Origin of the sequence: Microvirga puerhi, from assembly GCF_020089865.1 — a bacterium.
Classification (GTDB): domain Bacteria; phylum Pseudomonadota; class Alphaproteobacteria; order Rhizobiales; family Beijerinckiaceae; genus Microvirga; species Microvirga puerhi.
Map to the genome: position 1 here is coordinate 69413 of NZ_JAIRBM010000021.1, position 22947 is coordinate 92359.

Below are 22947 nucleotides of genomic sequence, written 5' to 3' on the forward strand. Positions count from 1 at the left end.
CAACGACAGGACTGCCCCATGAACGCATCCACAAATATCGACATGCTTGAGGCAACCCGCCTCACCCGCGAAGGCCGGCTCGCAGAAGCCATGGCCATCCTTCAAGGCCATCTCTCACATACGCATCCGTCAACGTCGTCAGACGGCACCAGCGGAAATGCAGGCCAGAAACCATCCGGGCGTGCCGCGCGGATCATCGATATGGTGCCGCCTTCCTTTGGAGGAGGGGTGTGGACCCCGCCGAAATTCGACACCTCACATTTTGCGCCTCAAGTCTTTGATGGCCCTGCCGGAGGCTCTGGCCTTCCCCAGATGCCGGAAGCGCTACGCAGCTTCCTCGACCGTTTCGGACAATCCGGCTCTACGCTCGGCCTCGATAGGAGGGTCGGACCCATTCCGGTACGTGCTCCGGCCCCACTGCCAGAGGGAGCTCGGTTCGAGGAAAGAACCTTCGCCAACGAGGTGGGAAGCCGTACCTACAAACTTTACATTCCCAGCGGCTACAGCGGACAGCCTCTCCCCCTCTTGGTGATGCTGCACGGCTGCATGCAATCGCCGGATGACTTTGCTGCTGGAACGCAGATGAACGAGTTGGCTGAAGAGCAAACGTTTCTCGTTGCCTACCCAGCGCAGGCGCAGTCCGCCAACGTCTCCAAGTGCTGGAACTGGTTCAACACAAGCGATCAGCAGCGGGATCGGGGCGAGCCTGCGCTGATTGCCGGCATCACGCGTCAGATCATGCGCGACTTCTCTGTTGAGCCAGGACATGTCTATGCCGCTGGCCTCTCCGCTGGCGGGGCCGCAGCGGCGATCATGGGCGCGGCTTACCCCGATCTCTATGCAGCCATAGGCGTCCACTCCGGATTGGCATGCGGGGCGGCCCGTGACATGCCGTCGGCATTCGCCGCTATGCGGCAGGGTGGAGCATCTCATCGTAGCGGAGCCGGGCAGGGCGTGCCAGCCATCGTGTTCCATGGCGATCGCGACACGACCGTAAACCCCATCAATGGGGACCAGGTGATTGCTCAGTCGAAGTCGGGCACGGATCTCCGCTCGACGATCAGTCGTGGCCGGGCTCCTGGCGGGATCAGCTATACCCGCACGGTCGAATGCGATGAAAGCGGACACCCGATGATCGAGCATTGGGTCCTTCACGGGGCAGGACATGCCTGGTCTGGTGGAAGCCTGAATGGTTCCTACACCGAGCCACGGGGCCCTGATGCCAGCCGTGAGATGATGCGCTTCTTCCTTATGCATCCGAAGCCCAGAACCCCGTCTTCCATGTAAGCATCAAAGAGCCCATCAGACCACGGCGGAGCCGGACGGATTATAATTGGGATCTGCTGTGCGGATAGGCCTAGAGCACACCTGTCTCGGCCGGCTCGCCTGTTTCAAGGGTCACCGCATTCCAGCGTGCGATATGTCGGAAAGTTCGCCTATGGCACAAGTCGGCCACACCAACGAACCCAGCTGCAGTTCCGCCACCGATCATCTGGCGGTGGCGTTCCCGTTCGCTCCGGCCAATTGCGCTACACGCTGCGTGATTTCATTGGCCGTCTGCTTAGCAAGCTCGATTAACCTCTCTTCGCTAGCAGGAGGCGGCTCTTGGACAGGATAAGAGAGTGAGATAGCCCCCATGATCTCGGCATTCTCATCGAAAACGGGCGCTGCAATGCCGACGAGGCCCTCGTCAATTTCTCCGCAGGACATATAGTATCCATCACGGCGATTTTTCTGAAGCGTAGCGCTGAAGGATGCCCAGTCGGTACCGATCTTGTCCCGGTCGGGATTGGCTTTCGCACGTTCGAAGATGCGGCGCTGCTTGCGACGATCGAGTTCAGCGAGAACGACCCGGGCCTGCGCTCCACGAAACAGTGGCAGCCGCCGCCCTGGTCGCAAAGGCATCTCGCGTGAATGCTCCGGACGGCTATAGTAGACATTCACCAAGCGATCTTTGTACATCCGACAGAGGAGCACGTGCAGGCCCAAAGTCTCCGACAATTCTTTCATCGGCTCTTTTGCGGCAAGAAGAATCGGATCGAAATTGGATACGATGTACTCAAGTTCCATCGTCGTTGGACCGGGAGCGTAGCGTCCCGAGGTCCGAGACAAGAGCCCGATCTCATGAAGATCGTGGAGATAGCGATAGGCTGTCGCCTGGCTAACGTTCAAAACAGCTTCGACATCAGCTAAGGTGATCGTTGGCGAATCCTCTGAGAACAGGTTTAAGATATCAGAAACCCGCTTAAGAACAGATGTTTCTGTTTGAGATTTACTTGAAGGCATTGATAGATATCAGAACCTAAGTTGAAGGGGCAGCGGGTCTCGGCTGCCACGTTATAGCTCAATTTAAGCCTCGGTCACAGCCAGTTGATCAACGGCCGTTTGGACACCTGACGCCGTCGCCTTACCCCCTTAAAACATACTCACTCACGTGGAAGCGAGTGCCGTCGGCAATGAAATGCTTGATGTCGTGAAGTATCTCAAATTTGCCGCGTTCGCTGTCGAAGTATCGCTCGATCATGTTCTCGAGAGTTGGAAAATGCAGTTCGGCGATGCCGCACGCAGGAGGGGCATCTGCCGCCCCAAGGATCCAGTTCCGCACATACTTGGCCATACCGGTATGCACCTTGAGCGCCAATGGAACATGGGTGTCCCAACTGCGGCGAGCGGCGGAGTCCGGCATATCGGGATGGGAAACCAGGCGACCGATATACTTGATGCCTGGCGAACGCTCTCCAAGCACGATCTGTTGATTGTCCAGCTGGATCACTTCTTCGACTCGGTAGACATGCTTTACCGCGATGTCGAGCAGGCACGACCCTAGGAACGCAATCACCGAGCCGGTGACCTCCGCCGGCGGCGTGGCTTCGACAATCACGTCATAGCGAACCGCGTTGGCGTCGATAGTGTCCGTCGCTGGCGTAAACGGTGTCTCCGCCGGTGTCTTGCCGACCAGATTGACAACCAGTCGACCTAGATGCGGAGCATCCGCAGCAGCCTTCCGAGCTGCCCGTAGATAGGAGTCCTGGAACGCAGCCTGAGAACTCGGGTCCGTACCCGCGAGATATATGAAATATTTCGAGGACGACATTTCGATGCACCTTCGTATTGTCATTCGACCAGCTCAGAAACTGGGGGCGCATCTGAACGAATGAGATCAAAGCCGTTCTCTCACCTCCGCCCGATGCCAATAAGACAAAACCGGTCTATGGCTCCATACCGCTGTGGCACCCGCAGGCGACCCGACAGGCGAGGGGCCGCGACGATCGGCGCGTCACCAGTCCATTCGCCGACGACGGACCTAACGCCGATATGCTGCGACTTGGCTATCGACCGCTCACCACGACGGTCACGCTACCTCCAGCCACTCCCGGCGAACCGATGGGGTTGAGAGCAGTTCATCTGGCGTTCCATTGAAGACAATGGAACCGTGCCCCATGATAAGACAGCGGGAGCAAAGCTTGAGAGCGATGGTCATTTTCTGCTCCACGAGGATCGAGGCGACTCCCTGCTGGGCAATGTCGCGTATGACCTCCGCCAGATGCTCGACAATCTTGGGAGCGAGACCTTCAGTCGGCTCATCGATCAGAATGACTGAGGGCTGACCGAGGAGAGACCGGCAGAGCGTCAGCATCTGTTGTTCACCGCCCGAAATCGATCCTGCCTTAACATTCCGCCGTTCCTTCAAACGTGGGAAATAGGCGTACATGTCTTCGATAGTCCAAGTCTTACTGTTCCGCCGTGCAGGGGCAAGGCCTATCGTCAGATTCTCTTCCACGGTCAGGTGGTCGAAAGCCAGTCGTTCCTCTGGAACATACGCGAGTCCGGCCCTGTTGATTTTGTAGGCTGGCACTCCGGCCAACTCAGCACCGTTCAACTTGATCGAACCACCCGTTGGGGAAACCAAGCCCATGATCGCCTTCATCGCCGTCGACCGGCCGGAACCATTGCGGCCAAGCAGCGCGACCGAGGTCCCCGCCTCAAGAGAAAAATTCACCCCATGCAAGATGTGGCTCTTGCCATAGTGGGCGTGGAGGTTTTGAACGGATAGCAGACTCATGCTACAACCTCTCCCAAATAGGCTTCCTGAACACGCGCATTTGATCGAATGTCATCTGGCCGTCCGGTCGCGATCAATTCACCATAGACAAGCACGGAGATCCGATCGCAGAGCGAAAATACCACCTCCATATCATGCTCGACGACTAGCAGCGTCTTCCCGACAGTCACGTTGCGGATCAAATCGATCATATAATGCGTTTCTTCGCGTGACATGCCAGCCATTGGCTCATCGAGCAGGATCACATCCGCGCCGGGCCCCATTGCCATCCCGATCTCAAGAGCACGCTGTTCCGAATAGGTAAGATCACCTGCAAATTTGTCCCGCACGTGGGACAGGCGCACCAGTTCCATCAGTTGGTCGGTGTCGCGATTCACTTCTTTTGCATTCCGTGCGAGAGAAAAGAGGGCATAGCGCCGTCCATGCTTGGACATTGCAGCGATCCGAAGGTTTTCCTGCACACTGAGACGAGGGAAGATCGTCGTGATCTGAAACGATCGTGATAGCCCCCTGCGGGTAATCAGATGAGGAGGAAGTCCGCCTATCGACCGACCGTTCAGAAGGATATCGCCTGCCGACGGTGTGTATAGACCGGAGATCAGATGGAAGAGCGTCGACTTTCCTGCACCGTTGGGGCCGATCAGAGCGTGTCGCTCGTGCTCCCTGACGGCGAGATCAACGCCGCGAATGATTTCGTTGTCGCCGAATCGCTTTTTCAAACCGGCAAGTTCGATCGCTGCTTGAGTCATCGCGCCGGCTCCCTGCTCATAATGATTGTCCCAGTGCGCTGCTGCATTTTTCGCGCGAGGATCAAGTATACAAATCCGATACCGACAAGTATGGCTACAAGCGGCAGGAGCCACGTCAGCGCAGAGGTCGGATCCCAGCTTACGCCGAATACCGATACCGGCGGCCAAGCATTCATGCGAGCAACACTGGTTGCATACTGCTGCTGATCGAGAATCTTTGAAGTTACCTCTAGGATCGTGATGGCGCCCACAGTTATAAGCAACCCCGGAATGAGCAGCAGCACTCGCTGCCTGAGCGCGTCCCAATTCCGGGATCTACATTCGTTCACGATGCGGATCCACAGCATTGCGAGGCCATCGCCCATGAACATCATGATCAGAACAAACAGGATCCCCTGATAGAGAAGCCAATTTTTCGTTAGGTCGGACACAAGACTGCCGAAAAGTGCGAAGATGAGTGCGCCTAACGCAGGCCCAAGGAAAACGGTCGAGCCGCCGACAAAGGTGTGCAGAACAACTGATGCCGACATGCCCATGCCAAGCATCGAATAATTCATGCTTTCGGTGGCGAAGGCGAGCAGTCCACCTGCAATGCCGGAGAACATCGCAGACACACCGAAGACGATGATCTTAGTGTGGTGAGCGTTGTAGCCAAGGAACGAAATTCGCCGTTCACTTTCGCGCAAACCTACGGTCAGCCGGCCGAAGAGAGTCTGATTGTAGGCATAAAGCAGAGCGATGCCGAAAACAGTCCACGCCAGCACCGTGAAGTAAACTTGGTTCTCACTGCCGTAGTCAAAAGCCAGCCAGGGCATCCGCATGGAGGTCAGGCCCACCTCGCCACCGAAGAATCCACCGAGATTAGGAGCGAGTGCGTGGAGCATTTCGGCAAGCGCGAGCGTCACCATCGAAAAGTATACGCCGCTTCGGCGGGTGGCGAAGAATCCGGCACCTAGGCCGCCGATTAGCCCCGCGACACCGCCCATGAGCGGCACCAGCGGCGTCGGCAGCCAGATCGCGCCGCTTTCGACCGCCTGCATCGTATGAATGACTGCAAATCCGCCGATGGCGAAGTAGGCTGCATGGCCGAAGGACAACATTCCCGCGCGGCCGCTCAGCAAGTTGAAGGCCATTGCAAAAAGGGCAGCAATCAGCGCCGTTGTCAGCACACCAATCGAATGCGGCTCCAGAAAAAGGGGAGCCGCGATGAGAACGGCTCCAACCAATGCAAGTGTTATCAGACGCAACATTGTCTAATTCCTATCACCCATCAGGCCTGCGGGACGTGTCAGGAGCACGATGAGCATCAACAGAGCGGGCAGAGATGCTGAAAGAGATGCGACATCCAGTGTTAAAAGACCGCCGATCCGGCGCGCCGCGTCACCGAAGCCGAATACGTTTGCGAGATCAGCGAGCGAGACCTGGAAGCCGACGGAAAACGAAGTGAGAAGGCCAATGAGAAGCGATGAGATGAATGCGCCGAGAAGCGAACCCAGGCCGCCGACGACGACCACGACGAAGGCGATGACGCTCATCTCGGCGGCCATCGTCGGACTCGTCGTCAACAATGCACCACCGACCGCACCGGCAAGTCCAGCCATCCATGCTCCGACGCCAAACACGCCGAGGAAGATCAGGGGCACGTTGTGTCCGAGAGCGGATACCATCGCCGGCCGCTGCACCGAGGCTCGCACAATGATGCCGATCCGAGTTTTCTGCAGTAACAAATAAAGCATTCCCAAGAGCAGAATCGCAACAACGGCGACAAACACGCGGTACGACGGAAAGTTGGTACCAAAGATTGTGAAAGCTGCGCCACTGAGGAAGCCGGGCGGCCGATAGGCAATCGGAAAATTTCCCCAGAAGACTTTTACGACCTCTTCGACGACGAAGGCGATGCCGAAAGTCAAGAGAAGTTGCTGCGAATGGCCGAAACCATGCACTCGCCGCAACATAAAGCGCTCGATGAAAATTCCGACGGTCGCAACGATTAGCGGAGCGATCAGCAGCCCCACCCAGAAGTTCGTTGCTCGCGTGATAGTAAATGAGAGATAGGCTCCAAGCATGTAAAGTGACGCATGGGCGAAATTGACGACACCCATCATGCCGAAAATGAGCGTCAAGCCTGCCGAGACCATGAACAGCAGCAAGCCGTATACAAAGCCGTTGAGCGTCGAAACGACTATGAATTCCATGCCGAGCACCCTTGTGAGAATGGCAGCTCTGACGTCTGTCAGAGCTGCCGGTTTGATCGTCAGATATCGGGAGATCTTATGGACGTTGCATCTTGCACTTGGGATCCGCGGGCACGGCGCTGTCTTCCGGCGACACAATCTTCAGAAGTTTAAAACCCATGTCCGTGCCGTCGACCTTGTAGCGCGCGTCCTTCGAGATTTCGGAGACGGTCACAGGCAAGATCACCTGATGGTCGTCCTTGCGGATCGACCAGCTACCGGCCGGAGTTTCGTATGATGCGTCCTCGAGGGCGAGCGCGATCTGCAAGGTGTCAACCTTTGCATTCGGCTTGCTAACGGCCTTCAGAGCCGCTCCGAGGAGCAATGTGCTGAAGACACCCGTCGGCTCTTCATTATAGGGATAATGGCCGATAGCAGATTTGAAGTCTTCTGCGAAAGCTTTACCGGCTTCCCCTCCGGCTTCGAGATTGTAGAGTTTCACGAGCAGTGCTCCCAGGGCAGCCTCGCCCATGGCGCTGACGGCTCCTGTGGTATCAAGGCTGGTATTGCCGACATTAACCTTGATGCCGGAATCGCCGAGTGCTCGCATGAAGAGGATGATGTCGTTGCCCCAGTTCCCCGACAGAACCGTATCGGCGCCCGACGCCTTGATCGACGCGATGTAGGGAGAAAAGTCTTGGATCTTGCTGACATCATGCAGGGTCGATCCGACGATCTTCGAACCCGCGGCCGCTACACTGGCCGCCTGAGCCCTCTCATGGTCAACACCGTAGGAGTAGTTCTGGTTGATGCTGTACACCTTACTCCCGAGTTTGCCGGTGTCTTTCATCGCGGCCACGAGCGCCTTGATGCGGATAAAGGGATTACTGGCCGTTTTGAAGGCCCAGAAGTTGCACTTCTCGGCGACCAGCTCAAACGCCTCCGAACCAGCCATCATGAGCAGGATTTCCTTGCCCTTGTTGCGCAGGTTGTATTTCCGAATGTCTTCTGAAAGCTGCGCCGCGACTGCCGAGTTCGTGGAAGTGAAGACGATCCGCGCACCTTCAGCAATGGCCGATTTCAGCTTCTCGGAGGCGGCTGCCGGCTGGTTAAGAGCGTCATATTCAACGACGGCAATCGGCTCACCATTGAAACCGCCCTGGGCATTAAGCTTGCTAAAACCATAGCGCATGCCCTCAACAAACGGGATTGCGGTCTGTGCTGTTGGACCAGAGAAGGACTCGATGATCGCAACTTTGAGCTGCTCTGCCTGAGCAGCGCTGCTGCCGAAGGCGGCCATTGCCGTCAACGCAGTGGTAAGCAGGAACTTCTTCATGACATACTCCTCCCTAGAATAGGTTCTTACGTTTCGAGCCGAAATTGGAAGAACGGCACGACGCTCCCAACAGGCCGCATGCGCAGACTGCGACGCGGGCCCGAACGAGCAACTTAGGCGAATGGAAAAGTTGGAGCGTTGGCTCCAGTTCGCGCTGAACAGCTACACCTGACGCGACCTAACACTTCCGGTGTTCGGCCGTACTTGGGTCATGAGGCGCTGCAAGCGACATTACTGTGGAGCAGGGGATAAACAGGCCAGCACACAGTTCAAGTATTGCGTACGGGTTTCATTCCGATGGTTTCTTCCCTTGTGTCAGGCACATTCTTGTGCGATCAATCTTCTTATATAACGAGAATACGGTCGCATGCATTCGGGGGCTTGTCAACGTGGTGAACCTCAAGTTTTCAATGAGCAAAGTATTCACCGAGAAATCGCGTGAGCGCGCCAGATGGTCGCGCCGGTCGATGCTCTCGCGAGACGTAGTTCATTGAAGTGAGCCATCAGGCCGAAGTTTAGTCTTGTCAACGAAATCGAAGGAAAAGAGCCAATGGAAGACCCAGGACAAACCTGGTTGAATTTTTCTGGCAAGGTGTGTGTCGTCACCGGCGCCGGCGGTGGCATCGGGCAGGCAATCGCAATGTCGTTCGCTCGCGCCGGAGCGAATATTGCCATTCTCGATCACTCTCCTGAGGGATGTGCCGCGACGGATGAAGCGATTCGTGATGCAGGCGGTTCGGCGATGTCTGTCGTTTGCGATGTGTCGAACCCAGCATCCATCGACGACGGTATGGCGCTGGTCGAGCAACGATTCGGCGTCTGCGACGTCCTCGTCAACAACGCCGGCATTCTTCGGTTCGGAAAGCTCGACACGGTATCGGAGGATGTCTGGGACAAGACACTCGACGTCAATGTGAAAGGGTACCTGCTGTGCGCCCAACGATTCGGGAAGCGCATGCGTGAGCGCCGTGAAGGCGCGATCGTGAATGTCGCATCGATTGCCGCGACCGAGCCGCACCCATATTGCAGCTCTTATAGTGTCAGCAAGGCCGCCGTCGTCATGCTGACTCGCCAGCTGGCGCTGGAATGGGGGCCGACGGGCGTTCGGATCAATGCCGTGAGCCCAGGTTTCACACCGACACCGCTGAACAGGGAATTCTATGCCGTTCCCGGCGTCACGGAGCAGCGCAGCAAGCTGGTGCCGTTGCGTCGTCTGGGATCGACGCAGGACGTGGCGAATTCGGTCATGTTTCTCGCCAGTCATTATGCCGGCTACATCAACGGACATAATCTCGTCGTCGACGGAGGGCTCTCCCACACGTCGATGATTCACGTTCCCCGACCGGGTTACGACGACGCAAACTAACAATAGGGCCGCAGCACCCATCGGAACTGCCCAATTTTTCGTGGGCCTCCGGCAATTTCAATGTGTGGAGATTACAATGGCATCAACTATCGATGAGCTGGGAGCTGATGGGCTGCTCGATCGGTACTCACTCAAGGGACAGACTGCAGTCGTCACCGGCGGAGCAAAAGGAATCGGAGCTGCCATTGTTCGGGAGTTCCTGTCTCTCGGCTGCCGCGTCATCGTGTGGGATATGGATGTTTCGACGCTCGAAACCATCCCAGGTCGCTTGGAAGGGATCCGCGTCGACGTCACGAATCAAGCTGCGCTCGAGGAAGCCAAAGTGAGGACAGAGGAGCTGATCGGAACGCCTGATATCCTCGTCAATAACGCTGGGATCCAAGGGCCAACCGTTCCGCTCGAGCAATATGATCTGGCGTCCTGGAATCGGGTCATTGCTGTGAACTTAACGTCGGTCTTCAGCATCTGCAAACTCTTCGTACTCGGAATGCGCGAGCGCAAGTCGGGCCGCATCATCAACATCGCGTCGGTTGCAGGCATTCGTGGACTTACCGACGGATCGGCATATGGCGCCTCCAAAGCCGGAGTCATCGGCCTCTCTATCGGTCTTTCTAAGGAAGTGGTGGAAGACGGCATTACCGTCAATTGCGTCGCCCCAGCCTTGATCGACACTGATCTCCAGCTGCAGATGTCGGCTGATTTCATCAAGCAATCGGCCCAGCGCATTCCCATGAAACGCCTGGGGAAGGCCGAAGAAGTTGCTGCGACGGTGGCATGGATCGCCATGCCGGCGTGCAGCTTCACGACAGGCGCCGTGTTCGACGTCGCGGGCGGAAGGCTCGGCCTCTAGGGACACGCGGAGCGCGAGACCTCTCAGGATATGGTGGAGGTCAATCGAGCCGGCCGCGGCCTCCTGCTATCGCTGAGTACGCTCATCATGAACTTCCACACGTGACGGATACCAGAGTTGGAATTGGATTTGGCCAAGGTAGAGCAGATAGACAAGCGAGTGGCTTTGGTCACTGGTGCAGCACGCGGTATCGGTCTGGCAACCGCCAGGCGCCTGACTGCTGACGGATTCCATGTTGTCATGACGGATATCGATCGCCAGACCGTCGATGAAGCGGCGGCTGCGATCGCAAGGGACGATATGGGATCAGCCGAAGGCCGTTACCTCGACGTCCGTGACGAGGCCGCCTGCGAGGCCATCATTGCCGAACTTCCTCGCATCGACTCAGTCGTCAACAATGCCGGCATCTTCGAGGTCACAAGAACAGACGACCTGACGACCGACGATTTTCGGCGCATGTATGATATCAACCTTGTCGGCATGTTCGTACTTGCTCGGGCGGCGTCCCGGCGCATGACGTCAAGCGGTAGGATCGTCAATCTCGCATCGCGGGCCTATCTCGGCGCTGTGAACTACGCCCATTATGTGGCTTCGAAGGCCGCTGTCGTCGGCCTGACGCGGGCTCTCGCGCTCGAACTGGCTCCGCGTGGAATCCTTGTGAATGCGGTCGCGCCTGGCGTGATCGATACCCCGATCCTGGCCGCCTGGAGCGACGAAGAGCGCGCAAAGCTTGCCGCGGTTCAGCCGGTCGGTCGACTTGGCCGGCCCGACGATATCGCTGCCATGATCTCCTTTCTTGCTTCGCCGCAGACAGAATTTATCACTGGACAGGTTATTCTCGTCGATGGCGGGCGCTCGCTGGGCGGGCTCGCGACGTGATTCCATCCTGACTGTCGAACCGCGGCTCAGACGGAACGCGGAATAGAAAGGTCGAGACGACCGATTTGGTCACTGGGACGCGACAAACGTTTCGCCTGATCGGTGCATCGAGCGGGAGCAGTCGCCGTGTAGGAAAATGCCTGCGCGATGCGGACATTATTGATGGGGCAACCAGGAGAGGAAGCGACTACTTGACATCGCTTCCTGTCGTTGCCCGGCAGATGCATCCATCGCGTCAGGTATCGTGTAGAATGACCTCGTCTACTACGACCTCTGCCACAACGGTGAACAGGGGAGGCTCGAATTGAGCGCGGATTTCTCGAGCAGCCTCGGAGTGCCGGAAGGCGTCGGCGGCAGCGAGGGTGTCAAACCAGATTTTCTCGGATCCATCCACTTTCAGGCCCCATCCTTCAGGCCTTTCAGGTGGGATCGGCAGGTTTTGTGCAACGCTTCTGATGTTTCCGGCCGAGCCGATCAATCTCTGCGCATATTCATCGCGCCACGTACGCGTGAACTCCTTCGAAGACAGATCCCGGGAGCGCCTAAGGAAGCGTATGACCTTTGCAGGGCCGACGCCGGGACCTTGCAGCACATCGTGTGAACCGATGAATGAGAAATTGTGGACAAGCGCGTCGAATACGCGACGCTCGTCGTCTTGAAGAATGCAGTGGTATTCGGCCGCAGCGCGATTGGAGTTCCGCTGTTCCAGCGATTGATACTCAACTGTCGCAACGCCATCATAGATGCGGGAAAGCTCATCGCCCATCACCTCGCTCTGGATATATCTTCACACCGTGCTCCATTCCTTCAGGGAGCTTGCAAGCCTGAAATGTTCGCGCCAGCGCTTGACGAATTCTTTATGTGTCAAAGAGGGCTTCCGTCGTGCGAGATAGTTCAGGCGGTAACGCGTCGCGGCCGCTCATCCCTTGCATGAAGCACGTTGTTGTGCGATCGTTCTTCTCATATAACGAGAATACGGTCGCGTTCATTTCATCTCAGACGTTGTCAACGAAATGACGTTCGGGTGTGCTGGGACAACAATATTCGACGAGATATCAAGACAACAAAGAAAATAGAAATATACGAGTTTGACGTTGTCTGCTCCGATCCGCAGCCAAATAATACTGGCGCCGACTGGGGATTAACACAACGTAGAATTCGAGCGAGCAAGCAGGCTCCATTGGCCGAATGACTTGCAGCAGAACCAGATTCATAGAGAGGAATGAATGTCACTACGCTTGAAAGACAAATCCACCATCGTGACGGGTAGTTCATCCGGCATCGGTCTGGCGATCACAAAGGCATTCTTGCGCGAAGGAGCGACGGTCCTCGGTGTCGATCAGTCGTCGGCTCCCGCAGAAATCGCCACTGCCTCTGGTTTCAGGGAGTTGCAGATCGATCTGACCGCGACGAATGCTGCCGACCAAGTTATTGCTGCAGCAATCGGGGGCCATGGCGCAATCGATGTACTGGTCAACAATGCGGGAATCGGAAACTCGCGGCCTATTCTCGACACGAGCGATGAAGATCTCAACCGGTATCTGCAGGTAAACTTGGCTGCACCCTTTGCTCTCTCCCGGGCGACCATCCGTGTGATGAAAGGTCGGGGCGGTGCCATCATCAACATCGCATCGGCCTTCGGTGTGCTGGGCGTTACACGGGCTTCGGCTTATGCCGCGACCAAAGCAGGGCTGGCAGGACTCACGCGGCAGCTTGCCGCCGAATACGGTCGGGACGGTATCCGGGTGAATGCCATTGCGCCCGGTCTGATCGCGACTCCCTTGGTGCGCGAGCGAATCGATAACAATCCGTGGTTCCGTCGCTCCATGATCGAGGATTGCCCGTTGGGACGCCCAGGGCGGCCGGAAGAGATTGCCGAAGCCTGTGCGTTCTTGGCCTCCGATGCTTCGAGCTTCGTGTCTGGAATCGTGATGCCGGTCGATGGCGGCTGGTCGAGCACCAAGTTCCTGCCAGAGCCGATCGCAACATCAGAGGTATGAGTCGGATGATGGGCGGCAGCGGAATAGCCGGCACCGATCATTGGGATGTCGAAACTGATATCCTCGTGTTCGGAAGTGGAGCGGGCGGCTTGGCGGCGAGTCTCTTTGCGGTCAAGCGCGGCATGAAGGTGCTTCTTTGCGAGAAGTCCGAATTGCTCGGCGGTACCACAGCCACCTCGGGCGGGGTACTGTGGGTGCCGGGCAACCGGCTTGCACGGGAAGCGGGTATTGATGATTCCGTCGAGCGCGCACGCGAGTATCTGCGCCACGAACTCGGCAATTATTATCGCGCCGATCTCGTGGAAGGCTTTCTGAACAGCGCCGGCCCGGCGATTGATGATCTAGAGTCCGGAACGGCCGTGGCTTTTGATCTGACGCAGTCACCTGATTACCATCCGGATAGTCCGGGTGGCGTAGATAAGGGACGTTCGATCATTGCCCGTTCTTACGACGGTAGTGAGCTTGGTGCTGATTTCGCCCTGGTACGCCCTCCGATGGCACGATTGATGGTCTGCGGTGGTATGATGGTCGGGCCGGATGAGATCCCGGCCTTTGTCCGCCCATTCTCTTCACTCGCCAGTTTCCGGCGCGTAATGCGTCGTCTCATGCGCCATGCGAGGGATCGTCTTCGCTATCGCCGCGGCGCGCAGGTGAGCAATGGCAATGCGCTGGTCGCGCGCCTCCTCTATAGCCTCCGCCGCTATAAAGCCGATATCTGGATCAATGCCCCACTGAAGGAGCTGATCCGAAACGGCGGAAGGGTCGAAGGCGCAGTCGTCGAATGCCAGGGGCGGCGCGTCAGGGTGCGAGCACGTCTAGGCGTCGTCTTGGCGACGGGCGGTTTCCCCCACGATCCGTCGCTACGGAAGGAGCTGGGCGCGACATTCTCGCATAATTACTCGATGGCTTTCACAGGCAATACCGGGGATGGACATCGGGCGGCGCGGTCCGTCGGTGCCGCGGTCGATGTCGAACTTGCCAGCCCATGCCTGTGGACCCCTTCATCACTCCTGCAGGAAGAAGATGGCCGCGAAGCGCCAGTAATTTACGGCTATCTCGATCGCGGCCGTCCAGGCATTATCGCTGTCGACCCGCATGGGCGCCGCTTCGTGAATGAATCGAATTCATATCACGACATCATATCCGCATTGTTCCGGCGGAGGGCGGCAGACCACCTGGACGAGAACGCTAAGTTCTATTTCATCTGCGATGCGAACTTCGTACGCAAGAACGGTCTTGGAGCGATGCGTCCGTGGCCGTGGACACCCAGCTTGCGACCCTTCGTCAGGAGGGGTTACATCACCATCGGCAATAGCGTGCAGGACCTTGCTCGCAAGATCGGGATCGACCCGACGATGTTGGCAGAGACAGTGGAGCGCCATAACGACTTCGCACGGACGGGTGTGGATCTCGATTTCGGCAAGGGTTCGACCTCATTCAATCGCGTATGGGGTGATCCTAAGGCTGGCCCCAATCCGAATCTGACACCCATCGTGCGAGCGCCCTTCGTGGCCCTGCCGATTCTTCCCGCTACCTTAGGAACGGCAATTGGCCTCAAAACCAATGGTGATGCGCAGGTCGTTGACGAGTCAGGGGAACCCATTCCGGGTCTCTTCGCCTGCGGAAATGAGCTCGCCTCGTCAATGCGGGGCTTCTATCCCGGAGGTGGAATTACACTCGGGCCCGCCGTGGTCTTTGCCTACCGAGCTATTCTCAGGGCGAAGCATCTCGCCTCTGAACTGACTCGTCTGGACCAATGAACAGAGGCCCGTAGCTGAACGCCTCAGCCGTCGGAGTTCATGAGCCGCTTCTCAGCTGAGGGCTTCTCTTGACCACGCTGCCAGCGAATTCTGCGCCAGAGCTGCAGTTCGAACAAGGTTGATAATCTAAGGTTAGGGAGATTTTTGATATGCCATATGCCATCATGTGGGATGATGAGCCCGGGACTGAGCAGCTGCGCCTTGAGCTGCGCGAAGCGCATCTCGACTATATGCGAGGAAACCTGCACCGCGTGCTCGCGAGTGGTGGATTGCTCGACGATGCTGGCCAAGTGGGCACTGGCGGCTTGATCGTGCTTGATACGGACAGTCGGGAAGAGGTTGAGGCGTTCATCAATGCCGATCCGTTTTTCACAGGCGGTCTTTACAGGAAGCCCGTGGTCAGGCGATGGCGCAAAGCTTTCTATGATGGCAAGGCATACATCTAGATAGATGTCTGCCCATCTCAGTGGACCTGCTCCAGGGTGCGCCACTCCAGCGCCGTTGAGCCTAACTGTTCGCGCCGCGATGTCGGAAGCCTGAGCCTATGCACCAACCGAAGCTGGCCGGGTAACATTGCGGGGACATCAGCCCGTCGAAACCCGACTTTTGTCCTGAACGCCAGCCCGGCATGGAAGCGCGATGATACGCAACGCAAATCACTCCGGCTTGACCGAATCCTCTCACGTCGAGGCCGCAGAAGCTACTTCGACGCAGCCGAACCTATTTTCACCTCTGTCCATCCGAAACTTGACGATCCCGAACCGGATCGCGATCTCACCGATGTGCCAATATTCCGCGATCGAAGGCGAGGCCAACGATTGGCATTTCGCGCATCTCGCAAAATTCGCCCTTGGCGGAGCTGGAATGATCATCGTGGAGGCGACGGCCGTTGAACGCGATGGTCGTATTTCGCCGGGGGATCTCGGATTATGGCACGATGACCAGATCGAGCCGCTTCGACGCATCACGGATTTCCTCAAGGCTCACGGCTCCATTCCCGCCATCCAGATCGGGCATGCCGGGCGCAATGCCAGTTCGCAGCGGCCTTGGCGCGGAAACGGTCCACTGACGGAGGCCGATCGCAGCTATGGCGATGTCCCTTGGCGAACAGTCTCGGCAAGCCTGCTGGCAATGGCGCCGGGCTGGCCAGTGCCGTGCGAACTCCAAGCCAGCGACATCGAGCGGCTCATCCAATCGTTCCGAGACGCGGCCATTCGCGCTATGGCTGCAGGATTTCAGATCATCGAGGTCCATGCCGCCCATGGCTACCTGCTCCACCAATTCCTCTCTCCTCTTTCCAATCAACGGAGGGACCGCTTTGGTGGTAGCCTTGAGAACAGGATGCGATTGCCATTGCTCGTCACGCACGCAGTGCGCGAGGTTTGGCCGAGAGAGTTGCCAGTCTTCGTGCGCATCTCGGCCGTCGACGGGCTTGATGGAGGCTGGTCTTTGGAAGATTCGCTAGTCTTCTCCGATGCCTTGAAGGCCCAAGGCATCGATCTGATCGACTGCTCGTCTGGAGGTTTGGGCGGAGCCGCGACCTTACAGCGCGTTCCGCGCGCGCTCGGCTTCCAGGTTTTCTTCGCGGAACAAGTGCGGAAGGGATCGAGTATCGCAACTATGGCTGTTGGGTTGATCATCGACGCCTTGCAGGCGAATGCGATCATTGTCGATGGCCGGGCTGATCTCATCGCTATCGGCGCGAGGCGCTCCAAAATCCCTTCTGGGCATTGCATGCGCGGCAACGGCTCGGGTTGCCGGCCGCAGGCTTCGAGGCATGGCCGGAACAGTATGGCTGGTGGCTCGAACGGCGGCAGGGCGTGTTGGATGCCCTATTGGTCGATGCGGACAAGGGCGCGTAACCAGAAACAGGCTTTCCTGTCCGGCGCAGCCAATGTTCCAACCGGAAAACGCCGTGGCCACAGACACGTTGCTAATCGCGGCACAGGTGATGCAATGCGGTTTGCGCGAAGCGTCGGCTCGCGCTTCCGGCAGGCAGCTTGCCCCCAAACTCAGCCATGATCGAAATGCAAATGTCCGTCGACGCCTCACCGTGAAACGTTTTGAGCCTTTCAACAAAAGGATGTTTCTCAGATCCACCTCAGCGCGAGTCTTGAAATGGGCGGAGCCTCCATGGCGCACGTTCGCTGGCGAACCTAGGCCGTCGTGCGTCCATTCTGATGCGCGTTTTTCATCCCCCAGGTCCCTCAGCCGATCCTGCAGCAATGATGACCTTCAGACACGCAGTCGGTGTGAACAACCTTCTCGGAACGTACAACGACCTTGAAAATACATGCTGCCATGGTAGAAATATTGAGATTTGGTTCCTTGAAACTTGGCGGATGGCGCGTACAGTATAGTGGTGCTGCATATCGATCATAAAAGCATACGACACGAGCGCATGATTTTCGACGCGGAGCATCGCTTTTTTGCCGGACATCGGCCCTTTCGCGGTCGTCAATTCACTTTGTATACGTAAAGGCCGCCCAATGACCTGGCGAATTCATGCTTCGACGCGATGGGTACACCTCTCCGAATCGGATGGGAGATTGCGAGGACCCCTAGTGTCACGTGCTCGATTCAGCCGTAAAACGCCGTAAAGGTCTCATGTCCAGAGAGCAGTCCAAAAATGAGACATCGGTTCTTAAGAGGGTCTCGGAGATCCTGAACCTATTTTCCGAGAGCCGTCCGACAATTACATTGGCAGATGTCGAAGATGCCCTCGGCGTGAGCCAGGCGAGCGCGTACCGTTACGTCCACGACCTGCATGAGATCGGACTCCTGTCGCGCACCTCCGGGCGATATGCGCCAGGTCCGAAGATTATGGAACTTGAATACATCATTTCCAAGTTTGATCCAGTGATAGCCGCCTCCAGAGAACTCATGGAGGAATCGTCGGCACATCTTGGCTGTCACATGCTGCTTGGGCGTCTCTACGGCAACCGTTTGGTGAACGTCTATTACAGCCGCCCGAATCATTTGCCTGCACTGAACTACTCACCCGGTCGCAGAATGCCGCTCTTCCGCGGTGCACAGGCCCGCGTGATCCTTGCCAACCTCGATCGACGCAGGTTGCGCCGTATCTTTGAAACAGGCGAAGGTGACACCGACCGAAACAAGATCGGAGCCGATTGGACGTCATTCAATGCGGCCCTTCAGCGGAATCGCCGCGAGGGGTACTATATCTCCCGTGAAGAGCTCGATAAGGGTGTCGCTGGTATTGCAGCGCCGGTGTTCGACGAGAACGGAGAAGTTCTAGGCAGTATTTCGATTGCTTATTCCATCACGTCTCCCCTCGCTCGCGATGAGGAGAGGTTGATCAAGATCGTCAGAGAGATGACACGAGTGATCACTCTGCGCATCGCTGAGTTGGAAGATCGACCGGAGCAAGAGATTCATAGTGTCCGGTTCGAGATAGCCGAGTGAACCCAGCATTTCATAGAAGGCGATCATTACCCAAAGCTGCCCTGCCATGTGCGTACATATTCGGCAGAGTTCGAACGCGACGGCAACGCGCTAAATTTCCGGCTTGACTGCTGGGATTCGGTATAGTGTTGACTTTGTCAAAGGTAAGGCGGCTTAGTCTGACCTGCTTGTAGATAATCGGGCCACTCTGAGACAGCTCTCCCGCCAATGGGCGAGACACATCCTTGTACCGAAAGTCATCTCGACTCGTCTTGACATCGATATTTATCGCCGGCCCCTGCATCATAGGAAGACGTGAAGGGGCAACCGGACCTTCCGGGTTCAGGGTACTCTGAATATCTCCTCGAGCTGGTCCAAAATGGGAAGTAGGAATGGGGCCTCTGGGCCAAGTGCCGTCATGATACGCCGCTCGAAAGCGACGGCACGAGGGACGATATCCGTGTAAGTTTTGCGTCCAAGCGCGGTTAAAGACAGAATCTCTTCGCGACGATCGTCCTCACACTCGCGGCGCTTGAGCCAGCGCCGTTCCTCCAATGCTCGGACGGCCCGGCTGACCTTAGTCTTGTGCATTGAGGAGTGATGTCCGATGGCTTTCGCGCCCATCTCCTCAAATTGCCCCAGTGTCGCAAGCACCCGCCACTCGGGAACCGTTAGGTCGTGATGCCGACCATAGACGGCCCTGAATTCGTGTGAGATCGCCGCACTGATCCGGTTCAGTCGGTAGGGCAGGAAAGCTTCAAGCTGGAGTTTGGTCATCGCGTTGATAGTTACAAAATAGATGGTTACATCCGTAACAAACTAGGAGGTAACCCTCATGAATGTCCAGACGCCATCTCTGCGCACCCGCGCTGCTGAGAGGCTTGAGAGCGCCATCCAGCCCGGCTACATGTCCGGCTTCAGCAACGGCTTCGAGACCGAAGCCCTTCCCGGTGCTCTGCCCATTGGGCGCAACTCGCCACAAAAGTGCTCCTATGGCCTCTATGCCGAGCAGCTCTCCGGCTCGCCCTTTACGGCGCCCCGCACCACCAACGAGCGCTCCTGGCTCTACCGCATCCGTCCAACGGTGACGCACTGGGGGCAATTTCGGAAAGCCGATATCGGCCTATGGCGCACAGCTCCGGCGCCGGAAGTCGAGATGCCAATTGCGCCCATGCGCTGGGATCCCATTCCGCTGCCAGAAGAGGGGGTCTCCTTCCTGGAAGGCATTCGCACCATCACGACCGCAGGTGATGCCGGTTCGCAGGCGGGCATGGGTTCGCATGTCTATATCATCACTCGCTCGATGAGCGACGAGTACTTCTACAATGCCGATGGGGAAATGCTCTTCGTGGCGCAGCTAGGCGCGCTTCGTTTGTGGACCGAGTTCGGCATCATCGATATCGAGCCGGGTGAAATTGCCGTCATCCCGCGTGGCGTGAAGTTCCGGGTTGAATTGACCGATGGACCCGCCCGCGGCTACATCTGTGAAAACTACGGCGGAGCATTCACGCTGCCGGAGCGCGGGCCGATTGGAGCCAATTGCCTGGCTAACCCCCGCGACTTCCTCACGCCTGTCGCGGCTTATGAGGACAGGGATGCTCCTTCAAAGATGTATGTGAAGTGGGGTGGCTCGCTCTGGGTCACTGACCTCGATCACTCGCCTCTCGACGTCGTAGCTTGGCACGGCAATTACGCGCCTTACAAGTATGATTTGCGTCACTACTCGCCGGTCGGGCCGATTCTGTACGATCATGCCGATCCTTCGATTTTCACGGTCTTGACTTCGCCCTCCGAAACACCTGGTACCGCCAACATCGATTTTGTGATCTTCCCAGACCGTTGGCTGGTAGCGGAGAACACCTTCCGGCCGCCGTGGTATCACATGAACATCATGAGCGAGTTCATGGGACTGATCTACGGCGTCTATGACGCCAAGACAGGCGGCGGATTCGTACCGGGTGGCATGTCGCTGCACAACACCATGCTGCCGCACGGGCCTGATGTGGATGCGTTCGAACGGGCGAGCAATGTCGAACTCAAGCCGCATAAGCTGGAGGGAACGTTGGCCTTCATGTTCGAGACGCGCTTCCCGCAGAAGGTCACAGCATTTGCCGCGAATACGGAAGCCTTTCAGAAGGACTACGGCGCGTACGGACATAAGATCAAAAAACACTTCAACCCGAACCAACGGTAGGCGAGATGATGGCTCAACTCGATCAAACCCATGACCCGAAGTTGGAGAGCTGGGTGCTATCCGCGAACGGTCACTCTGACTTCCCAATTCAGAACCTGCCGCTCGGTGTCTTTAGCCCCAACGGTGGCTCTCCGCGCGGAGGCGTAGCCATTGGGGACCAGATCCTCGACCTGCCGGCGGCTCTGGCCGCCGGTCTCTTCGCAGGTGAGGCCGTCAAGGCTGCCGAAGCGGCTCTTGGCCCGGTTCTCAACCCTTTCCTGGCGCTCGGGGCAGGTCCGCGGCAGGCTTTGCGCGCACGCTTGTCTGAATTGCTGTCTCAGGGGAGCCCAGAGAAGGGTAGGGTAGAGACGTGCCTGCACGATGCCGCCGATTGCACGTTGTATCTCCCTGCCCACGTCGGTGACTACACCGACTTCTATGTCGGCATTCATCATGCCACCAACGTCGGCAAGCAATTCCGGCCCGATAATCCGTTGCTGCCGAATTATAAATACGTGCCGATCGGCTATCATGGCCGGGCATCATCGATTCGTCCCTCCGGCGAGCCCATGCGACGACCACGTGGGCAGACCAAGCCGCCAGATGCCACGGAGCCCAGCTTCGGACCGTGCCAACGACTCGATTATGAGCTGGAGCTTGGGGTCTGGATTGGTCCTGGCAATACTCTTGGCGAACCTGTCCGCATCGGCGAGGCAGCTGGTCAGGTGGGAGGCTTCTGCCTGCTCAACGACTGGTCCGCGCGCGACATCCAGGCCTGGGAGTATCAGCCGCTGGGGCCGTTCCTGTCCAAGAATTTCGGTAGCACGGTCTCGACTTGGATTGTCACGCCCGAAGCACTGGCTCCATTCCGCATTCCCCAGCCCAAGCGACCGGATGGCGACCCCGCACCGCTGCCGTATCTGCTCGATGAGGCCGATCAGCGCGAGGGCGGATTGAACCTGGAGCTCGAGGTTCTTCTTCTTACACCGGGCCTTCGGGAGAAAGGACTTCCGGCCCATCGGCTGTCCATGTCCAATGCCCGGCACATGTACTGGACCGTGGCCCAGATAATCACACACCACACCAGCAACGGCTGCAATCTTCAGCCAGGCGATCTGCTGGGTACGGGCACGATTTCCGGGCCAGATCAGTCGAGCTGTGGCAGCATTCTCGAGACAACGTTGGGTGGGAAGAACCCGGTCGTCCTCGCATCGAGCGAGCAGCGACGCTTCCTGGAAGACGGTGATGAAGTGATCCTGCGGGCACGTGGTCGCCGCGAGGGCTTCGCTCCCATCGGCTTCGGCGAGTGCCGGGCCACGATCCAGCCAGCCCGCTGAGATGTCGCTGATGAAGTTGCATACGTACTGGAGGTCGACCTCCTCCTATCGGGTGCGCATTGCCCTGGCTCTGAAGGGCCTGGAGGTGGAGCGGGCTTTTGTTCATCTCGTCCGCAACAGCGGAGAACAGAATGCGCCAACCTTTCGGGCTCTAAATCCGCAGGGCCGCGTACCCGTCCTTGAGATCGACGGTTGCGGCGTCATTACTCAATCACCAGCCATTCTTGAGTATCTGGAGGAAATCTCCCCGATGCCAGCGCTTCTACCGTCCGATCCGATCCAGCGCGCAAGGGTGCGGGCCGCGGCAGCGATCATCGGCTGCGACATCCATCCTCTGCACAATGTCGGCCCTCTGAACTACCTGCGGAAGACGTTCGGGCACTCGGAGCCGGAGATCTCAGGCTGGATCGCTACCTGGATCGGGCAAGGATTGGCTGCCGTCGAAGGCTTGATCGAGGACGAGGGGTTTTGCTTCGGACCAGAGCCAAGCTTGGCCGATGTTTATCTTGTGCCCCAACTCTATGCGGCGCGCCGGTTTAACGTGCCGCTAGAGAACCTCCCGCGAATACTCCGGGTCGAGCGGCTTGCTGGCGAGCACCGGGCTTTCAAGAGCGCTCATCCGTCGGCGCAGCCGGACGCTGAATAGAACTCGCTGATTGCCTCTCCAGTGTTGGCTTCCAAGGCGGGCAGGCATCTGGTTTCCAACCATCAACACGCATGGAAACGCAATGGATAAGGTTTACAAGGATGCGAGCTTGGCGCTGGCTGGGCTTGTGAAGGATGGCATGACCATCATGGCCGGGGGATTCGGCCTGTGCGGCATTCCCGAAGCCCTGATCGAGGCCATCCGGGAAT

The 22947-nt window shown here is 57.7% G+C and carries 22 protein-coding genes; 13 read left to right on the forward strand and 9 right to left on the reverse strand.

What is annotated here, in order from left to right:
• Positions 1–18: 18 nt before the first annotated feature.
• The gene (locus K9B37_RS20865; RefSeq protein ID WP_224315461.1) at positions 19–1287 is read left to right on the forward strand and encodes an extracellular catalytic domain type 1 short-chain-length polyhydroxyalkanoate depolymerase; all 1269 of its coding nucleotides are present in this window, start codon (positions 19–21) and stop codon (positions 1285–1287) included.
• 201 nt (positions 1288–1488) lie between these two features.
• Here the strand turns inward: K9B37_RS20865 and K9B37_RS20870 are convergent, their stop codons facing one another.
• From K9B37_RS20870 to K9B37_RS20900, 7 genes are all read right to left on the reverse strand, one after another.
• A complete protein-coding gene (locus K9B37_RS20870; RefSeq protein ID WP_224315462.1) occupies positions 1489–2286 on the reverse strand; it encodes an IclR family transcriptional regulator in 798 nt (265 codons plus the stop codon).
• 121 nt (positions 2287–2407) lie between these two features.
• Positions 2408–3094: an EthD domain-containing protein gene (locus K9B37_RS20875; protein ID WP_224315463.1), complete on the reverse strand. Its 687-nt coding sequence runs from the start codon at positions 3092–3094 to the stop codon at positions 2408–2410.
• Between the two features lie 258 nt (positions 3095–3352).
• Complete coding sequence (locus tag K9B37_RS20880) at positions 3353–4063, reverse strand: ABC transporter ATP-binding protein (RefSeq protein WP_224315464.1); 711 nt, start codon at positions 4061–4063, stop codon at positions 3353–3355.
• On the reverse strand, positions 4060–4812 hold the full coding sequence (locus K9B37_RS20885) for an ABC transporter ATP-binding protein (protein WP_224315465.1): 753 nt from the start codon (positions 4810–4812) through the stop codon (positions 4060–4062). The genes K9B37_RS20880 and K9B37_RS20885 overlap by 4 nt, the downstream gene beginning before the upstream one ends.
• Positions 4809–6062, reverse strand: a complete 1254-nt coding sequence (locus K9B37_RS20890) for a branched-chain amino acid ABC transporter permease (protein ID WP_224315466.1) — start codon at positions 6060–6062, stop codon at positions 4809–4811. The genes K9B37_RS20885 and K9B37_RS20890 overlap by 4 nt, the downstream gene beginning before the upstream one ends.
• 3 nt (positions 6063–6065) lie before the next feature.
• Complete coding sequence (locus K9B37_RS20895) at positions 6066–7007, reverse strand: branched-chain amino acid ABC transporter permease (protein WP_224315467.1); 942 nt, start codon at positions 7005–7007, stop codon at positions 6066–6068.
• A gap of 76 nt (positions 7008–7083) precedes the next feature.
• Complete coding sequence (locus tag K9B37_RS20900; protein WP_224315468.1) at positions 7084–8322, reverse strand: ABC transporter substrate-binding protein; 1239 nt, start codon at positions 8320–8322, stop codon at positions 7084–7086.
• Between the two features lie 550 nt (positions 8323–8872).
• Here K9B37_RS20900 and K9B37_RS20905 point away from each other — a divergent pair.
• The 3 genes from K9B37_RS20905 to K9B37_RS20915 all read left to right on the forward strand — a co-directional run bounded on the left by K9B37_RS20905 (position 8873) and on the right by K9B37_RS20915 (position 11417).
• Positions 8873–9688 carry an SDR family NAD(P)-dependent oxidoreductase gene (locus K9B37_RS20905; protein ID WP_224315469.1) on the forward strand — a complete coding sequence of 272 codons (816 nt, stop codon included), beginning with the start codon at positions 8873–8875 and terminating at the stop codon, positions 9686–9688.
• Between the two features lie 76 nt (positions 9689–9764).
• Positions 9765–10538, forward strand: coding sequence for an SDR family NAD(P)-dependent oxidoreductase (locus tag K9B37_RS20910; RefSeq protein WP_224315470.1), 774 nt, complete (start codon positions 9765–9767; stop codon positions 10536–10538).
• Between the two features lie 159 nt (positions 10539–10697).
• Positions 10698–11417 carry an SDR family NAD(P)-dependent oxidoreductase gene (locus tag K9B37_RS20915; RefSeq protein WP_224315471.1) on the forward strand — a complete coding sequence of 240 codons (720 nt, stop codon included), beginning with the start codon at positions 10698–10700 and terminating at the stop codon, positions 11415–11417.
• Between the two features lie 235 nt (positions 11418–11652).
• Here the strand turns inward: K9B37_RS20915 and K9B37_RS20920 are convergent, their stop codons facing one another.
• Positions 11653–12183 carry a hypothetical protein gene (locus tag K9B37_RS20920; protein ID WP_224315472.1) on the reverse strand — a complete coding sequence of 177 codons (531 nt, stop codon included), beginning with the start codon at positions 12181–12183 and terminating at the stop codon, positions 11653–11655.
• Between the two features lie 460 nt (positions 12184–12643).
• Here K9B37_RS20920 and K9B37_RS20925 point away from each other — a divergent pair, with 460 nt between their 5' ends.
• The 5 genes from K9B37_RS20925 to K9B37_RS20945 all read left to right on the forward strand — a co-directional run bounded on the left by K9B37_RS20925 (position 12644) and on the right by K9B37_RS20945 (position 18603).
• Positions 12644–13417, forward strand: coding sequence for an SDR family NAD(P)-dependent oxidoreductase (locus tag K9B37_RS20925; protein WP_224315473.1), 774 nt, complete (start codon positions 12644–12646; stop codon positions 13415–13417).
• 5 nt (positions 13418–13422) lie between these two features.
• The gene (locus K9B37_RS20930; RefSeq protein ID WP_224315474.1) at positions 13423–15177 is read left to right on the forward strand and encodes an FAD-dependent oxidoreductase; all 1755 of its coding nucleotides are present in this window, start codon (positions 13423–13425) and stop codon (positions 15175–15177) included.
• A 149-nt stretch (positions 15178–15326) separates the two neighbouring features.
• A complete protein-coding gene (locus tag K9B37_RS20935) occupies positions 15327–15623 on the forward strand; it encodes a YciI family protein (protein ID WP_224315475.1) in 297 nt (98 codons plus the stop codon).
• A 334-nt stretch (positions 15624–15957) separates the two neighbouring features.
• Positions 15958–17199: an NADH:flavin oxidoreductase/NADH oxidase gene (locus K9B37_RS20940; RefSeq protein ID WP_369414385.1), complete on the forward strand. Its 1242-nt coding sequence runs from the start codon at positions 15958–15960 to the stop codon at positions 17197–17199.
• Between the two features lie 549 nt (positions 17200–17748).
• A complete protein-coding gene (locus K9B37_RS20945; protein WP_224315476.1) occupies positions 17749–18603 on the forward strand; it encodes an IclR family transcriptional regulator in 855 nt (284 codons plus the stop codon).
• Positions 18604–18924: 321 nt separating this feature from the next.
• On the opposite strand, the gene K9B37_RS20950 is transcribed toward K9B37_RS20945, so the two are convergent.
• The gene (locus tag K9B37_RS20950) at positions 18925–19359 is read right to left on the reverse strand and encodes a MarR family winged helix-turn-helix transcriptional regulator (protein WP_224315477.1); all 435 of its coding nucleotides are present in this window, start codon (positions 19357–19359) and stop codon (positions 18925–18927) included.
• Between the two features lie 58 nt (positions 19360–19417).
• Between K9B37_RS20950 and hmgA the strand changes: the two genes are divergently transcribed.
• The 4 genes from hmgA to K9B37_RS20970 form a co-directional block, all read left to right on the forward strand.
• The gene (gene hmgA, locus K9B37_RS20955) at positions 19418–20776 is read left to right on the forward strand and encodes a homogentisate 1,2-dioxygenase (protein ID WP_224315478.1); all 1359 of its coding nucleotides are present in this window, start codon (positions 19418–19420) and stop codon (positions 20774–20776) included.
• A gap of 8 nt (positions 20777–20784) precedes the next feature.
• Complete coding sequence (gene fahA, locus K9B37_RS20960; protein ID WP_224315489.1) at positions 20785–22092, forward strand: fumarylacetoacetase; 1308 nt, start codon at positions 20785–20787, stop codon at positions 22090–22092.
• A gap of 10 nt (positions 22093–22102) precedes the next feature.
• On the forward strand, positions 22103–22738 hold the full coding sequence (gene maiA / locus K9B37_RS20965; RefSeq protein WP_224315479.1) for a maleylacetoacetate isomerase: 636 nt from the start codon (positions 22103–22105) through the stop codon (positions 22736–22738).
• 82 nt (positions 22739–22820) lie between these two features.
• Positions 22821–22947, forward strand: a 127-nt coding sequence (locus K9B37_RS20970) for a CoA-transferase (RefSeq protein WP_305072164.1), incomplete at its 3' end; no start/stop codon positions are given.